General features: G+C 69.1%; 13 protein-coding genes. 9 read left to right on the forward strand and 4 right to left on the reverse strand.

From position 1 onward, the window contains the following. The first annotated feature begins 5 nt into the window (after positions 1–5). The 7 genes from ACIPSA_RS05430 to ACIPSA_RS05460 all read left to right on the forward strand — a co-directional run bounded on the left by ACIPSA_RS05430 (position 6) and on the right by ACIPSA_RS05460 (position 8,420). Positions 6–1,166 carry an acyl-CoA dehydrogenase family protein gene (locus tag ACIPSA_RS05430; protein ID WP_402628891.1) on the forward strand — a complete coding sequence of 387 codons (1,161 nt, stop codon included), beginning with the start codon at positions 6–8 and terminating at the stop codon, positions 1,164–1,166. 138 nt (positions 1,167–1,304) lie between these two features. Beyond that, positions 1,305–2,351, forward strand: a complete 1,047-nt coding sequence (locus ACIPSA_RS05435) for an ABC transporter substrate-binding protein (protein WP_402628893.1) — start codon at positions 1,305–1,307, stop codon at positions 2,349–2,351. 75 nt (positions 2,352–2,426) lie between these two features. Beyond that, entirely contained in the window at positions 2,427–3,266 is an 840-nt protein-coding gene (locus ACIPSA_RS05440) for a siderophore-interacting protein (protein ID WP_402628895.1), read from the forward strand. A gap of 136 nt (positions 3,267–3,402) precedes the next feature. Further along, positions 3,403–4,845, forward strand: coding sequence for a lysine decarboxylase DesA (desA, locus tag ACIPSA_RS05445; RefSeq protein ID WP_402628897.1), 1,443 nt, complete (start codon positions 3,403–3,405; stop codon positions 4,843–4,845). After that, entirely contained in the window at positions 4,829–6,115 is a 1,287-nt protein-coding gene (locus tag ACIPSA_RS05450; RefSeq protein ID WP_402628898.1) for a lysine N(6)-hydroxylase/L-ornithine N(5)-oxygenase family protein, read from the forward strand. Before desA ends, ACIPSA_RS05450 begins: the two co-directional genes overlap by 17 nt. Further along, positions 6,112–6,654: a GNAT family N-acetyltransferase gene (locus ACIPSA_RS05455; protein WP_402628900.1), complete on the forward strand. Its 543-nt coding sequence runs from the start codon at positions 6,112–6,114 to the stop codon at positions 6,652–6,654. Before ACIPSA_RS05450 ends, ACIPSA_RS05455 begins: the two co-directional genes overlap by 4 nt. Next, the gene (locus ACIPSA_RS05460; protein ID WP_402628902.1) at positions 6,651–8,420 is read left to right on the forward strand and encodes an IucA/IucC family protein; all 1,770 of its coding nucleotides are present in this window, start codon (positions 6,651–6,653) and stop codon (positions 8,418–8,420) included. The genes ACIPSA_RS05455 and ACIPSA_RS05460 overlap by 4 nt, the downstream gene beginning before the upstream one ends. 56 nt (positions 8,421–8,476) lie before the next feature. On the opposite strand, the gene ACIPSA_RS05465 is transcribed toward ACIPSA_RS05460, so the two are convergent. Continuing rightward, entirely contained in the window at positions 8,477–10,090 is a 1,614-nt protein-coding gene (locus ACIPSA_RS05465) for a beta-N-acetylhexosaminidase (RefSeq protein WP_402628904.1), read from the reverse strand. Positions 10,091–10,238: 148 nt separating this feature from the next. Further along, the gene (locus ACIPSA_RS05470; RefSeq protein WP_402628906.1) at positions 10,239–11,804 is read right to left on the reverse strand and encodes a fibronectin type III domain-containing protein; all 1,566 of its coding nucleotides are present in this window, start codon (positions 11,802–11,804) and stop codon (positions 10,239–10,241) included. Between the two features lie 187 nt (positions 11,805–11,991). Between ACIPSA_RS05470 and ACIPSA_RS05475 the strand changes: the two genes are divergently transcribed. Then, positions 11,992–12,249 (forward strand): hypothetical protein, encoded by a 258-nt coding sequence (locus ACIPSA_RS05475; protein ID WP_402628908.1) that lies wholly within the window; start codon positions 11,992–11,994, stop codon positions 12,247–12,249. A 59-nt stretch (positions 12,250–12,308) separates the two neighbouring features. After that, positions 12,309–14,126: a glutamine--fructose-6-phosphate transaminase (isomerizing) gene (glmS, locus tag ACIPSA_RS05480; RefSeq protein WP_402628909.1), complete on the forward strand. Its 1,818-nt coding sequence runs from the start codon at positions 12,309–12,311 to the stop codon at positions 14,124–14,126. A 175-nt stretch (positions 14,127–14,301) separates the two neighbouring features. On the opposite strand, the gene ACIPSA_RS05485 is transcribed toward glmS, so the two are convergent. Continuing rightward, complete coding sequence (locus tag ACIPSA_RS05485) at positions 14,302–14,868, reverse strand: GPR1/FUN34/YaaH family transporter (protein ID WP_402628911.1); 567 nt, start codon at positions 14,866–14,868, stop codon at positions 14,302–14,304. 127 nt (positions 14,869–14,995) lie between these two features. Further along, entirely contained in the window at positions 14,996–15,523 is a 528-nt protein-coding gene (locus ACIPSA_RS05490; protein ID WP_402628913.1) for a universal stress protein, read from the reverse strand. Between the last annotated feature and the right edge of the window lie 16 nt (positions 15,524–15,539).

Genomic DNA, 15,539 nt, shown 5'->3' on the forward strand with positions numbered 1-15,539 from the left:
TCAGCATGGACCACCGCCTCTCCCCCGAACTGGAGGAACTCCGCCGCACGGTGGAGGAGTTCGCGCACGACGTCGTGGCGCCGAAGATCGGCGACTTCTACGAGCGGCACGAGTTCCCGTACGAGATCGTCCGCGAGATGGGCCGCATGGGCCTGTTCGGGCTGCCGTTCCCGGAGGAGCACGGCGGCATGGGCGGCGACTATCTGGCCCTCGGCATCGCCCTGGAGGAACTGGCGCGGGTCGACTCGTCCGTGGCCATCACCCTGGAGGCCGGTGTCTCCCTGGGCGCGATGCCGATCCATCTCTTCGGCACGGAGGAGCAGAAGCGCGAGTGGCTGCCCCGGCTGTGCGCCGGGGAGATCCTCGGCGCGTTCGGCCTGACGGAGCCGGACGGGGGCAGCGACGCCGGGGCCACCCGCACCACGGCCCGCCTGGACCCGGAGACGAACGAGTGGGTGATCAACGGCACGAAGTGCTTCATCACCAACTCGGGCACGGACATCACAGGTCTGGTGACGGTCACGGCGGTCACCGGCCGCAAGCCGGACGGCAAGCCGCGGATCTCCGCGATCATCGTGCCGTCGGGCACCCCCGGCTTCACGGTCGCCGCCCCCTACTCGAAGGTCGGCTGGAACGCCTCCGACACCCGCGAACTGTCCTTCCAGGACGTCCGCGTGCCCGCCGCCAACCTGCTCGGCGAGGAGGGCCGGGGCTACGCGCAGTTCCTGCGCATCCTCGACGAGGGCCGTATCGCCATCGCGGCGCTCGCGACCGGCCTGGCCCAGGGCTGTGTGGACGAGTCGGTGAAGTACGCCAAGGAACGCCAGGCGTTCGGCCGTCCCATCGGCGCCAACCAGGCCATCCAGTTCAAGATCGCGGACATGGAGATGAAGGCCCACACGGCCCGCCTCGCCTGGCGCGACGCGGCCAGCCGGCTGGTGGCGGGCGAACCCTTCAAGAAGGAGGCGGCGTTGGCGAAGCTCTATTCGTCGACCGTCGCCGTCGACAACGCCCGCGACGCCACCCAGGTGCACGGCGGCTACGGCTTCATGAACGAGTACCCGGTGGCCCGTATGTGGCGCGACTCCAAGATCCTGGAGATCGGCGAGGGCACGAGCGAGGTGCAGCGGATGCTGATCGCACGGGAGTTGGGCCTGGCGGGCTGAGGTGAGCCGGGGCGGCCCACGGGCCGCCCACAGGTTCGGGCGGGCGTGCCCCACCCTCTGGACAACGACTGAGGTTAGGCTAACCTATCTTCGAACTTGTCCGGCGGGCGCCCCGCCCTGTTCGAAAGCGGCACACTCATGTCCAACGCCAGAGTCACCCATTTCACCCGTCGCGGCATCCTCGCCGCGGGCGGCGTCCTGGGCCTCGGTGCCGCGCTCGCGGCCTGCGGCGACGACGACGCGAAAAGCACTGGTTCGGGCAAGGAGACCGAGGCCGCCAAGTCCGGCCCCTGGAGCTTCGAGGACGACCGCGGTACGACGGTGAAGCTGGACAAGGCCCCGGCGAACATCGTCGCGTTCACCGGCGTCGCCGCCGCCCTCCACGACTACGGCATCCCGGTCAAGGGCGTGTTCGGCCCGACGAAGACCAAGGACGGCAAGGCCGACGTCCAGGCCGGCGACATGGACATCAGCAAGGTGACGGTCCTCGGCAACACCTGGGGCCAGTTCAACATCGAGAAGTACGCGGCCCTCGCGCCGGACGTGCTCATCAGCACGATGTTCGACTCCAACGGCACCCTCTGGTACGTCCCCGAGGAGTCCAAGGACAAGATTGCCAAGCTCGCCCCGAGCGTCGGCGTCTCCGTCTACGACCGCCAGCTCACCGCGCCGTTGGAGCGCATGTGGAAGCTCGCCGAGTCGCTCGGCGCGGACATGAAGGCCGCCGCGGTCACCGCCGCCAAGAAGCGCTTCGAGGACGCGGCCACCCGGCTGCGCGCGGCCGCCAAGGCCAAGCCGGACATCAAGGTGATGGCCGGTTCCGCGAGCGCCGACCTCTTCTACGTCTCCGGCACCAACCTCTCCGTCGACCTGGAGTACTTCAAGGCCCTCGGCGTGAACTTCGTCGAGCCGCCGGAGAGCGCCAAGAAGGAGGGCGGCGGCTGGTACGAGAGCCTCAGCTGGGAGAACGTCGACAAGTACGCGGCCGACATCATCATGATGGACGACCGCTCCTCGACCATCCAGCCCGCCGACATCACCAAGGCGACCTGGAAGAAGCTGCCCGCCGTCAAGGCCGGCCAGGTCATCGCCCGCTCCCCCGAGCCGATCCTGTCGTACGACAAGTGCGTGCCGCTGCTCACCAACCTCGCCGAGGCGCTGGAGAAGGCCAAGAAAGTCGCCTGACCCCCGGCCTTCCGGAATCCGGCCATCCAGATCTGGCGTACCTGAATCCCGCCTTCCTGATTCTCAGGAGCCCCTATGACGACGGCCGTAGCCGCCCCGTTCCGTTTCTTCTCCCTCCAGGTCGTGCGGACGAGGCGGCTCGGTCCGTCTCTGGTCCGGGTCACCTTCACCGGGTCCGACCTGCACGCGTTCCACTCCCACGGGCGCGACCAGTCCCTGTCCCTGTTCCTGCCACACCCGGGGCAGGCCGAGCCCGTCGTGCCCCTGGACCTGGGCGACAGCTGGTGGCAGGCCTGGCGCGAACTCCCGGACGGCGTACGCGCGGTGATGCGCTCGTACACCCTGCGCGCCCTGCGCCGCGACCCCGACGAGATCGACATCGACTTCGTCCTGCACGGCGTCGAGCCGGGCCCGTCCCCGGCGGGACCCGCCTCCCGCTGGGCCTCCCGCGCCGCCGCGGGCGACCGGGTGCTGCTCCTCGGCCCGGCGATCGCGGACAACCGCGCGATCCGCTTCCGCCCGCCGGAGGACACCGACCTCGTCATCGTCTGGGGCGACGGGACCGCCCTGCCCGCCGCCTCGGCGATCCTCGAATCCCTGCCCGCCGGCACGCGCGCCCGCGCCTGGCTGGAGGTGCCGCACGCCGGCGACATCCAGGACCTGGCCACCGAGGCGGACGCGGAGATCACCTGGCTCGTGCACGACACCGGCTCCCCCATGGCCGCCGACGCCGTACGAGCCGCTCAACTCCCGGCCGCCGAAAGGCCGTACGTCTGGATCGCCGGTGAGTCCGGCCGAGTGAAGGAACTGCGCCGGCACTTCGTCGGCGAGCGCGGCTTCGACCGCCGGCGCATCACCTTCGTCGGCTACTGGCGGGAGGGCATGTCGGAGGAGCAGCTCCGGGAAGCGGAGTAACTCCCGCCGAAGTGACGGCGGTCACGGGAGGGGTGAGGTTTCGAACGCGTAACTTAGGTTAGGCTAACCTAAGTTGAAGCGGGAGCCTCGCCCCTCTCCCCATCCCGCACGGCCCGTCCCCTCGGAGGACCCCCACATGCGCTCGCACCTGCTCAATGACCTCACCGCGGAGCACTACCGCCGCTCCGTGACCGAAGGAGTCGAGCGGGTGGCGGCCAAACTCGCCACCACAGAACGGCCGTTCAGCGGCGTCACCGTCGACGCCCTCACCCCCGCCATCGAGCGGATCGACCTCGACCGTCCCCTGTACGACACCACCGCGGTGCTGGACGAACTGGAGGAGGTCTACCTCCGCGACGCCGTCTACTTCCACCACCCCCGCTACCTCGCGCACCTCAACTGCCCCGTGGTCATCCCGGCGGTGCTCGGCGAGGCGGTCCTCTCCGCGGTCAACTCCTCCCTCGACACCTGGGACCAGTCGGCCGGCGGCACCCTCATCGAGCGCAGGCTCGTCGACTGGACGGCCGCGCGCATCGGCCTCGGCCCGGCCGCCGACGGCGTGTTCACCTCCGGCGGCAGCCAGTCCAACCTCCAGGCGCTGCTGCTGGCCCGCGAGGAGGCCAAGGGCACCCCCCTCGGCGAACTGCGCGTCTTCGCCTCCGAGGTCAGCCACTTCAGCGTCAAGAAGTCCGCGAAACTCCTCGGCCTCGGTCCGGACGCGGTGGTCTCCGTCCCCGTCGACCACGACAAGCGCATGCAGACCGTCGCGCTCGCCCACGAACTGGAGCGCTGCCGGAAGAACGGCCTCGTCCCCATGGCCGTCGTCGCCACCGCCGGCACCACCGACTTCGGCTCCATCGACCCGCTGCCCGAGGTCGCCGAGTTGTGCGCGCAGTACGGCGTGTGGATGCACGTCGACGCCGCCTACGGCTGCGGACTGCTCGCCTCCCTCAAGCACCGGGACCGCATCGACGGCATCGACCGCGCCGACTCGGTCACCGTCGACTACCACAAGTCCTTCTTCCAGCCGGTGAGTTCCTCCGCCCTGCTGGTCCGCGACGCCTCCACCCTGCGCCACGCCACCTATCACGCGGAGTACCTCAACCCGCGCCGCATGGTGCAGGAGCGCATCCCCAACCAGGTCGACAAGTCCCTGCAGACAACCCGCCGCTTCGACGCGCTCAAGCTGTGGATGACCCTGCGCGTCATGGGCGCCGACGGCATCGGCGAACTCTTCGACGAGGTCTGCGATCTGGCCGCCGAAGGCTGGAAGCTGCTCGCCGCCGACCCGCGCTTCGAGGTCGTCGTACGGCCGTCGCTGTCCACCCTCGTCTTCCGCCACATCCCGGCGGCCGTCACCGACCCCGCCGAGATCGACCGCGCCAACCTGTACGCCCGCAAGGCCCTGTTCGCCTCCGGCGACGCCGTGGTCGCGGGCACCAAGGTGGGCGGCCGCCACTACCTGAAGTTCACCCTGCTCAACCCCGAGACGACGACGGCCGACATCGCGGCCGTCCTCGACCTGATCGCCGGCCACGCCGAGCAGTACCTGGGAGAGTCCCTTGACCGCGCGTCCTGAAGCCCCGAACAAGACCTACGACCTCGTGGGGATCGGGCTCGGCCCCTTCAATCTCGGCCTCGCCTGCCTCACCGAGCCGATCGCCGAACTCGACTGCGTGTTCCTCGACTCGAAGCCGGACTTCGAGTGGCACGCCGGAATGTTCCTCGACGGCGCCCACCTCCAGACCCCGTTCATGTCGGACCTGGTCACCATGGCCGACCCGACCTCGCCGTACTCCTTCCTCAACTACCTGAAGGAGAAGGGCCGACTGTACTCGTTCTACATCCGCGAGAACTTCTATCCGCTGCGGATCGAGTACGACGACTACTGCCGCTGGGCGGCCTCGAAGCTCACCGGCGTCCGCTTCAGCACGACGGTCACCGAGGTGACGTACGAGGACGAGCACTACGTCGTCCGCGCCGACACCGGCGAGACGTTCCGCGCCCGCCACCTGGTCCTCGGCACCGGCACCGTCCCCTTCTTCCCCGAGCCCTGCCGGGACCTGGGCGGCGACCTCATCCACACCGCGCAGTACATGCACCGCAAGGCCGAGCTCCAGGCGAAGAAGTCGATCACGATCGTCGGCAGCGGCCAGAGCGCGGCCGAGATCTACCACGAGCTCCTCGCCGAGATCGACGCCCACGGCTACGAGCTCAACTGGGTCACCCGCTCCCCGCGGTTCTTCCCGCTGGAGTACACCAAGCTGACCCTGGAGATGACGTCCCCGGACTACGTCGACTACTTCCGCGCGCTGCCCGAGGAGACCCGCTACCGCCTGGAGAAGCAGCAGAAGGGCCTCTTCAAGGGCATCAACTCGGACCTCATCGACTCGGTCTTCGACCTGCTCTACCAGAAGAACGTCGAGAGCGGCGACCGCCCGGTCCCCACCCGTCTGCTCACCAACTCCACGCTGACGAGCGCCTGTCACGAGGACGGCACGTACACGCTCGGCTTCCACCAGGACGAGCAGGACAAGGACCTCGAGATCCGCACCGAGGGGCTGGTGCTGGCCACCGGCTACCACTACGAGCCCCCGGCCTTCCTCGCCCCGCTCCGCGACCGCCTGCGCTTCGACGGCCACGGCCGCTTCGACGTCGCCCGCAACTACGCGATCGACGTGACGGGCCGGGGGGTGTTCCTGCAGAACGCCGGCGTCCACACGCACAGTGTCACCAGCCCCGACCTGGGCATGGGCCCGTACCGCAACAGCTACATCATCCGCGAGCTGCTCGGCACGGAGTACTACCCCGTCGAGAAGACGATCGCCTTCCAGGAGTTCGCGATATGAGCACCACCGGCATGGGCACCTTCGCCTTCCGCCCCCTCGACCCCTTCAAGGACGCCGAGCTCCTCCACTCCTGGCTCACGCATCCCAAGGCCGCCTTCTGGATGATGCAGGACGCGAAGCTGGAGGACGTCGAGCGCGCCTACATGGAGATCGCGGCCGACGAGCACCACCACGCCCTGCTCGGGCTGCTCGACGGGGAGCCCGCCTTCCTGATGGAGCGGTACGACCCGGCCCACCGCGAGCTGGTCGGCCTCTACGAGCCCGCGCCCGGGGACGTCGGCATGCACTTCCTGGTGCCGCCGACGGACACGCCCGTGCACGGCTTCACCAGGGCCGTCATCACCGCCGTGGTGGCGCACCTCTTCGAGGACCCGGCGACCGGCCGGGTCGTCGTCGAGCCGGACGTGCGCAACAAGGCGGTGCACGCCCTGAACGAGGCCGTCGGGTTCGTGCCCGAACGGGAGATCCAGAAGCCGGAGAAGAAGGCATTGCTGAGCTTCTGCACGCGGGAGCGGTTCGAGAAGGCGGTGCAGGCATGAGCCTCGCCGACACCGTGGCCCACCTGTCCCCCGACCGCTGGGCGACGGCCAACCGCCTGCTCGTCCGCAAGGCGCTCGCCGAGTTCGCGCACGAGCGGCTGATCACCCCCCGGCAGGACGGCGACGCGTACGTCGTCCGCAGCGACGACGGCCTCACCCGCTACCGGTTCACGGCCACCCTCCGTGCCCTCGACCACTGGCAGGTGGACGCCGACTCGATCACCCGCACCCGCGACGGCGCCGAACTCCCCCTCGCCGCACTCGACTTCTTCATCGAGCTGAAGCAGGGCCTGGGCCTGAGCGACGAGATCCTCCCGGTCTACCTGGAGGAGATCTCCTCCACCCTCTCCGGCACCTGCTACAAGCTCACCAAGCCGCAGATCCCGGTGGCCGAGCTGGCGCGGAGCGGCTTCCAGGCCATCGAGACCGGCATGACCGAGGGCCACCCCTGTTTCGTCGCCAACAACGGCCGGCTCGGCTTCGGCATCCACGAGTACCTGTCGTACGCCCCGGAGACCGCGAGCCCCGTCCGGCTGGTGTGGCTCGCCGCGCACCGCTCGCGGGCCGCGTTCACGGCCGGTGCCGGGATCGAGTACGAGACCTTCGTACGGCAGGAGCTGGGCGCGCGGACGGTCGAGCGGTTCGACGGAACCCTGCGCGCGCAGGGACTCGACCCCGCCGACTACCTCCTCATACCCGTCCACCCCTGGCAGTGGTGGAACAAGCTCACCGTCACCTTCGCCGCCGAGATCGCCCGCAGGTACCTCGTCTGCCTGGGCGAGGGCGACGACGAGTACCTGGCCCAGCAGTCCATCCGGACCTTCTTCAACAGGTCGAACCCCGAGAAGCACTATGTGAAGACGGCCCTGTCCGTCCTCAACATGGGCTTCATGCGCGGGCTGTCCGCCGCCTACATGGAGGCGACCCCGGCGATCAACGACTGGCTGGCCCAGCTGATCGACAACGACCCTGTGCTGAAGTCGACGGGCCTGTCGATCATCCGCGAGCGGGCGGCCGTCGGCTACCGCCACCTGGAGTACGAGCGGGCCACGGACCGCTACTCCCCCTACCGCAAGATGCTGGCCGCGCTGTGGCGCGAGAGCCCCGTACCCGCCCTCCAGGACGGCGAGTCGCTCGCCACGATGGCCTCCCTGGTCCACGTGGACCACGACGGCGCGTCCTTCGCCGGCGCGCTGATCGAGCGGTCCGGACTGACACCCACGCAGTGGCTGCGGCACTACCTGCGGGCGTACTACACGCCGCTCCTGCACAGCTTCTACGCCTACGACCTGGCGTTCATGCCGCACGGCGAGAACGTGATCCTGGTCCTGAAGGACGGTGTGGTCCGGCGCGCGGTCTACAAGGACATCGCCGAGGAGATCGTGGTCATGGACCCGGACGCGGTGCTGCCGCCCGAGGTCCGAAGGATCCGCGTCGAGGTGCCCGACGACAAGAAGCTGCTGTCGGTCTTCACGGACGTCTTCGACTGCTTCTTCCGCTTCCTCGCGGCCGATCTGGCCACCGAGGGGATCCTGGAGGAGGACGACTTCTGGCGTACGGTCGCGGAGGTCACCCGCGAGTACCAGGAGTCGGCGCCCGAGCTCGCCGAGAAGTTCCGCGAGTACGACATGTTCGCCCCCGAGTTCGCCCTGTCCTGCCTCAACCGGCTCCAGCTGCGTGACAACAGGCAGATGGTGGACCTGGCGGACCCGTCCGGCGCGCTCCAGCTCGTCGGCACCCTGCGGAACCCGATCGCCGGGTTCTGACCCGACCCGGCGGGCACCCCGGAGTACGGTCCTCCGGGGTGCCCGTCAGTCTTCTCTCAACTCGTGGGCCAGGGTACCTGGGGTGACTTGTAGTACTTGATGCCGAGTGCCTCCCAGCGCGGTCCCTGCGCCGCCAGCCGCGCCTTGTAGGCGTCCCAGCCGTGTGTGGCCGCGGGCGACCAGCCCAGCTCGGCCACGCCCGGCAGCCGGGGGAAGGCCATGTACTCGATGTCGGCGGAGTCGGTGATCGTCTCCGTCCACAATGGGGCCTCCACGCCCCGCACGGCCGAGGCGGGGGCTCCGGCGAGGTAGTCGCCCGGATCCCAGTCGTAGGACCGCCGCACCTCCACCAGGCCCGCCCAGTCCTGCCCCAGCGGGGTGTCCTCGGTGTACTTCATGTCGAGGTAGATCCGGTCGGCCGGGGACAGGATCAGCCCGGTCCCGTTCCGCGCGGCCTTCGCGACCTGGGCCTTCTCCTCGGCGCTGGTGTCGTCCAGGCCCCAGTACTGGGCCAGGGCGCCCTTGGCCGGGGTCGCTCCGGTCAGCTGGTGCCAGCCGATCACCGTCTTGCCGTACTTGGCCACGACGGGCTGCACCCTGTCCATGAAGGCCACGTAGTCGGCGTGGCTGGTGGAGTGCGCCTCGTCGCCGCCGATGTGGAGGTAGCGGCCGGGGGTGAGCGCGGCCAGCTCGCGGATGACGTCGTCCACGAAGTCGTAGGTGACCTGCTTGGGCACGCACAGCGAGCTGAAGCCGACATCGGTGCCGGTGTAGAGCGGGGGTGCCACGCCGTCGCAGTTCAGTTCGGCGTACGAGGCGAGGGCCGCGTCGGTGTGGCCGGGCATGTCTATCTCGGGGACGACCTCCAGGTAGCGGGAGGCGGCATAGCGGACGATCTCCCGGTAGTCGGCCTTGGTGTAGTGGCCGCCGGTGCCACCGCCGACCTGGGTGGAGCCGCCGTAGGTGGCGAGGCGCGGCCAGGAGTCGATCGCGATGCGCCAGCCCTGGTCGTCGCTGAGGTGCAGGTGCAGTTCGTTGATCTTGTACATCGCCAACTGGTCGATGTAGCGCTTGACCTGGGCGACGGTGAAGAAGTGCCGGGAGACGTCGAGCATCGCGCCGCGGTAGGGGTAGCGGGGGGTGTCCCGGACGGTGCCGCCCGCGACCGGCCAGGGGCCGGGCTGGACGGACTTCTTCTCGACGGCGGCGGGCAGCAGCTGACGCAGGGTCTGGACGCCGTGGAAGAGGCCGGCGGGCCGGGCGGCGGTGATGGTCACGCCCTGGTGGCCGCTGTCGAGGCGGTAGCCCTCCGTGCCGTACGGGCCCTCGGCGAGGCGGAGCCGGATGCCTCCGGTGCCGCCGTGCGTGGTGACCGGGAGGCGGTAGCCGGTGGAGGGCCGGAGGATGTCCGCGAGGTAGCCGGCCACCTGGCGTGCCTCGCGCGAGTCGTCGACGCGGATGCCGGTGTCATGGGTGATGCGGTACGGGGCTCCGCCCGGCTCGGCCGAGGCGGGGGCCGGGACCACCCGGCCGAGGGGGATGGCGGTGTCCTGCACGGGCGGTGCGGCTCCTACGGCGAAGGCTCCGGCCGCCGCCACGAGAAGCAGCGAACCGAGCAGTCGGGTGATCCGGGGAGTCGTGCTGTGGTGCCGTCCGTTGTGCCGTCTCACAAGCGCTCCCTTCGGGATTGGTAGAGACCACTCTCCCGCAGAACCGGTGAAACAGCCCCCATGGGGAAAAGGAGTTCGCCATGACCGAGCAGGCGGTCCTGGAACGCGTGAGGACCGTCTGCCCGGTGTGGCGTCAGCCGGTGTGGCGCTACTTCGCCCTGCGCGCCACCGTGAAGTGGTCGATCCGGTCACCGGTCTCGGCGATGCCCTGGACCTTCAGGGTGGCGTAGCGGCCCTTCTGCGCGGGCGTGACGTCCACGCGCAGGAAGGAGTAGTTGAGGTAGCGGACCCGGGACCAGGTGACGGTCTCGTTCTGCTTGCCGTCCTTCAGGTTGATGAAGGAGGCGACGGAGTCGACCTCGTGCTCGTGCCCCTCGTACGAGTCCGGGGCGGTGAACGCGTACAGGCTGCGGCCGGCCGCGCCCGCCGTCACGTAGACCGTGCCCTCGGTGTCGGAGTACGCCGTCTCGCCGATCGGCAGCTTCTTGACGACCTGGTTGCCCTTGATGACGTCCGTGCGCTCGTACTGGTGGTTGTGGCCGTTGATGACCAGGTCCACCTGGTACTGGTCGAACAGCGGCACCCACTCCTGGCGCACACCCCCCTCCGAGGCGTGCGCGGTGGAGGTGCAGTACGCGCAGTGGTGGAAGAACACGATGATGAAGTCGATGTCCTTCGAGGCGCGGAACTTCTTCAGCTGCGCCTCGAACCACTTCGTCTGGGTACCGCCGGAGATACCCAGGTTCGCCGGGATCTCGAAGGAGACGTCGTTGGGGTCCAGCGAGATGATCGCCGTGTTGCCGTAGACGAAGGAGTAGACGCCCGGCAGGTTCTTCGCGTCCGGACCGTTGTCCGGGAGCGTCCAGCGGGCCTCCTCGCCGCCGTAGCCGTTGGGCGAGTACCAGGCTTCCATGTCGTGGTTGCCGTAACTGACCATCCACGGGACCTGCTTGGCGACCGACTCGGTCTGGTACAGGAACTGGTCCCAGGTGCGCGAGTCGAAGCCGGTGTCGGTGGTCTTGCCCGCGCCGGACGGGTCGCCGTAGGCGATGTCGCCGGCGTGCAGGTGGAAGGCCGGGTTCTGGCCGAGGATCAGGCTGTCGTTGGCCAGGGCGTGGTAGCTGACGCCCTGGTCGCCGAAGGCCGTGAAGGTGAACGGCTCCTGGCAGCCGGGGGCGGTGGTGAAGGTGCCGAGGGTGCCCAGCAGGTGCGGCTCGGCCGGGTCGAAGCCCTCGTGGCCGACGCCGTAGTAGTAGGTCCTGCCGGGGCGCAGGTGGGTGAGCTTGGCGTGCAGGTAGTACTGCGTGTGGTCGCCGCTCGCGCCGACGCCGGCCGGGGTGTAGAGGCTGCGGACCTCGGCCTCGATCTTGCGGGAGAGGTCCCAGGGGTGGGCGCCGATGCGGATGAACGGCTTCTTCACGGCGACCGGGACCTGCCACGAGATCGTCATCTCGGTGCTCGGGTCGTTGCCGAAGGCGAGGTGGCGGCCGAAGGGGGCGACGAGGGCGCCGTCGACCGTCTCGGTGGCCGGGGCGGTGGCCTGGGTGGGGACCGCGGCCTGGGCGGTTCCGCCCTGAACGAACGCGCCACCCGTGACGGCGCCCAGCGTGACGGCGCCGCCTCTGATCATCGTGCGCCGTGAGAATCTGGCGCGCAGGTATTCGTGCTGCTCGGCCATGCTCATGCGCTCGGCCAGCTTCTCGGGTACTCCCATGCGAGGAATGTCCATGGCGTCTGAAACTCGTCCCCGGACACGACGAGACGCAAGACACAGGATGGACAGATCACGAACAGGGATCCATGAGAGATTCAATTGTTCATCCAAGGAGTTTCGACACAGCGCTGCCCGAATCCGGGCAGGATTCTTGCGGATCCGGCGCCGGTGCTCCAGGATCTACCGGGTGCACGACGAACTTGTTGATCATCTGACGCGATCCTCGCCCCTGAACCGGGGCGAGGCACTGCGCGTGATCCAGGACGTGCTCGCCTACTTCGACGAGACGACCGAGGACTACGTCCGTCGCCGCCACCGCGAGCTGCAGGCCCAGGGCCTGGTGAACGCGACGATCTTCGAACGGATCGAGGCGGACCTGAAATACCGGGCGGTGGCGCCGCCTGAGCTCACGCTCAGGCAGCTGCGCCGCATGGTCTACGGCTGAGAACCGGCCGGAACCACCGCGACTGAACGACCGAACGACAGGCTAAGGGATACCTATATATGTGCGGAATCGTCGGATACATCGGGAAGCGTGACGTCGCCCCGCTGCTCCTGGAAGGCCTGCAGCGCCTGGAGTACCGCGGCTACGACTCCGCGGGCATCGTCGTCACCTCCCCGAAGACGGCCGGCCTGAAGATGGTCAAGGCCAAGGGGCGCGTCCGCGACCTGGAGGCCAAGGTCCCGGCGCGCTTCAAGGGCACCACCGGCATCGCCCACACCCGCTGGGCCACCCACGGCGCCCCGTCCGACGTGAACGCCCACCCGCACATGTCGGCCGACCAGAAGGTCGCCGTCGTGCACAACGGCATCATCGACAACGCCTCCGACCTCCGTCGCAAGCTGGAGGCGGACGGTGTCGAGTTCCTCTCCGAGACCGACACCGAGGTCCTCGTCCACCTGATCGCCCGCTCGCAGGCCGAGAAGCTGGAGGACAAGGTCCGCGAGACCCTCCGGGTCGTCGAGGGCACCTACGGCATCGCGGTCATGCACGCCGACTTCTCGGACCGCATCGTCGTGGCGCGAAACGGCTCCCCGGTGGTCCTCGGCATCGGCGAGAAGGAGATGTTCGTCGCCTCGGACATCGCCGCGCTGGTCACCCACACCCGCCAGATAGTCACGCTCGACGACGGCGAGATGGCCACCCTCAAGGCCGACGACTTCCGCACGTACACCACCGAGGGCACCCGTACGACGGCCGAGCCGACCACCGTGGAGTGGGAGGCCGCGTCGTACGACATGGGCGGCCACGACACCTACATGCACAAGGAGATCCACGAGCAGGCCGACGCCGTGGACCGTGTGCTGCGCGGCCGCATCGACGACCGCTTCTCCACCGTGCACCTCGGCGGCCTGAACCTGGACGCCCGCGAGGCGCGCCAGATCCGCCGTGTGAAGATCCTCGGCTGCGGCACCTCGTACCACGCGGGCATGATCGGCGCGCAGATGATCGAGGAGCTGGCCCGCATCCCCGCGGACGCCGAGCCCGCGTCCGAGTTCCGCTACCGCAACGCGGTCGTGGACCCCGACACGCTGTACGTCGCGGTCTCGCAGTCCGGTGAGACGTACGACGTGCTGGCCGCCGTCCAGGAGCTGAAGCGCAAGGGCGCCCGGGTGCTGGGCGTGGTCAACGTGGTCGGCTCGGCGATCGCCCGCGAGGCGGACGGCGGCATCTACGTGCACGCCGGGCCCGAGGTCTGCGTGGTGTCCACCAAGTGCTTCACGAACACGACGGTCGCCTTCGCGCTCCTCGCCCTGCACCTCGGCCGCACCCGTGACCTCTCGGTCCGCGACGGCAAGCGGATCATCGAGGGCCTGCGGAAGCTGCCGGAGCAGATCAGCGAGATCCTCAAGCAGGAGGAAGAGGTCAAGCAGCTCGCCGAGGAGTACGCGAGCGCCCGCTCGATGCTCTTCATCGGCCGCGTCCGGGGCTACCCGGTGGCCCGTGAGGCCTCCCTGAAGCTCAAGGAGGTCTCCTACATCCACGCGGAGGCCTACCCGGCCTCCGAGCTCAAGCACGGCCCGCTGGCGCTGATCGAGCCCGCCCTGCCGACGGTCGCGATCGTCCCGGACGACGACCTCCTGGAGAAGAACCGCGCGGCCCTGGAGGAGATCAAGGCCCGCAGCGGCAAGATCCTCGCGGTGGCACACCGGGAGCAGGAGAAGGCCGACCGGACGATCGTCGTCCCGAAGAACGAGGACGAGCTCGACCCGATCCTGATGGGCATCCCGCTCCAGCTCCTCGCCTACCACACGGCGAAGGCCCTGGGCCGGGACATCGACAAGCCGAGGAACCTGGCGAAGTCAGTAACGGTGGAATAAGCGCCCCAAAAGGGGCGCGGGGCTGTGTCGATATGCGGCTCCGCCGCGGGGCGCGAGCAACCACAACGCGCCTGCACGGGCAGAACAAACCGAACGGACCCCCACGTGTGCCACCTACACGGGGGGTCCGCTCACATTCACCGGGGACGACCAACTCCCCGGCATCGGCTGCCCATTAGCCGGTGGCCGTCACTCCCCGGCCGGCAGCGCGCCTGGGAAGTACGGTCGGCCAGTGCGCGAGAGCGGCGGTGGCCGAGTACCAGGCCACCGCACCGGCGGCCACGGCGACCCAGCCGCCGACCTTGGTCAGGCTGGAACTGTCGGCGAAGCTTGCGACGGCGAGCAGGAGCATGGCCAGGAACAGCAGCCCGTGCATGCCCTGACCGAGCATGTCGCCGCCCGCGAGGGTCAACGAGAGCGCCACGAGGGCGAACAGGAGCAGGAAGAGGCCGGCGGCGTTGGCGGACATCTGGTTCCCGGCCGACACGGCCCAGGTGAACCAGAGGGCGCCGAGCGCCGAGAAGGCCGTACCGGTGGCGTTGTCGCGGTCGCGGAACGCCAGGAGACCGGCGACGAAGAGCGCGACGCCGCCTACGTAGTGGGCCAGTGACACGGTGTCGGATGCCGACACGCCGTCGATCACGTTGGTGTAGCCGAGTCCGAACGCCAACAGGGTTATTCCGAGGGCGAGTCGGCCCACGACGGTGGTCGTGGTGTTCCCCGCGGAGACGTCGTTGTCCACGGCGGGCTCCCTTCATGCATGTGCAGTTGCGCGGTGACCGATATATGCCCTTCACAAGGGCACAAACACATCTACGCGCGAGTAGATTCATGCAGCGCGCAAAGAGAGTTGACGGTGCGTGAGCAGGCTAGGGAATGACCACCACGGGCCGACGGGCGCGCTTGGCGAGCCGCCCGGCGACGGAGCCGAAGATGCGTCCGACGATGCCCTGGGTGGACCCGACGACGATCGCGTCGGCCTCGTACTCCTTGCCCACCTCTTCGAGCTCGTGGCAGATGTCACCGCCGCGCTCGACGAGGATCCACGGCACCTCGGCCAGATAGTCCGCGCAGGCCAGCTCCAGCCCCAGCACCTCGGTGCGGTGGTCCGGCACATCGACGAAGACGGGTGGCTCGCACCCCGCCCACACCGTGGTGGGCAGCCGGTTGGCGACATGGACGATGATCAGGCCCGATCCGGAGCGGTGGGCCATGCCGATCGCGTAGGCGAGGGCGCGTTCGCTGGACGTGGAGCCGTCGAAGCCGACGACCACGCCGTGCTTGAAGGCGGGGTCGCAGGAGGGGCGTGACTCTTCCGCCGCCAGGGGCTCGGCCGCCGTGGGATCGGCGACGGGCCGCTTGCGGTCCGCGTGTTCGAAGAATTCGTGACCGGCCATGAGTGTCTCGGCGTTT

Origin of the sequence: Streptomyces sp. NPDC086549, from assembly GCF_044746205.1 — a bacterium.
GTDB lineage: Bacteria > Actinomycetota > Actinomycetes > Streptomycetales > Streptomycetaceae > Streptomyces.

Coding starts and splice junctions, on each gene's coding strand:
- ACIPSA_RS05430 (WP_402628891.1), top strand. CDS start 6: ATGGACCACCGCCTCTCCCCCGAACTGGAGGAACTCCGCCGCACGGTG.
- ACIPSA_RS05435 (WP_402628893.1), top strand. CDS start 1,305: ATGTCCAACGCCAGAGTCACCCATTTCACCCGTCGCGGCATCCTCGCC.
- ACIPSA_RS05440 (WP_402628895.1), top strand. CDS start 2,427: ATGACGACGGCCGTAGCCGCCCCGTTCCGTTTCTTCTCCCTCCAGGTC.
- desA (WP_402628897.1), top strand. CDS start 3,403: ATGCGCTCGCACCTGCTCAATGACCTCACCGCGGAGCACTACCGCCGC.
- ACIPSA_RS05455 (WP_402628900.1), top strand. CDS start 6,112: ATGAGCACCACCGGCATGGGCACCTTCGCCTTCCGCCCCCTCGACCCC.
- ACIPSA_RS05460 (WP_402628902.1), top strand. CDS start 6,651: ATGAGCCTCGCCGACACCGTGGCCCACCTGTCCCCCGACCGCTGGGCG.
- ACIPSA_RS05470 (WP_402628906.1), bottom strand. CDS start 11,804: ATGGGAGTACCCGAGAAGCTGGCCGAGCGCATGAGCATGGCCGAGCAG.
- glmS (WP_402628909.1), top strand. CDS start 12,309: ATGTGCGGAATCGTCGGATACATCGGGAAGCGTGACGTCGCCCCGCTG.
- ACIPSA_RS05490 (WP_402628913.1), bottom strand. CDS start 15,523: ATGGCCGGTCACGAATTCTTCGAACACGCGGACCGCAAGCGGCCCGTC.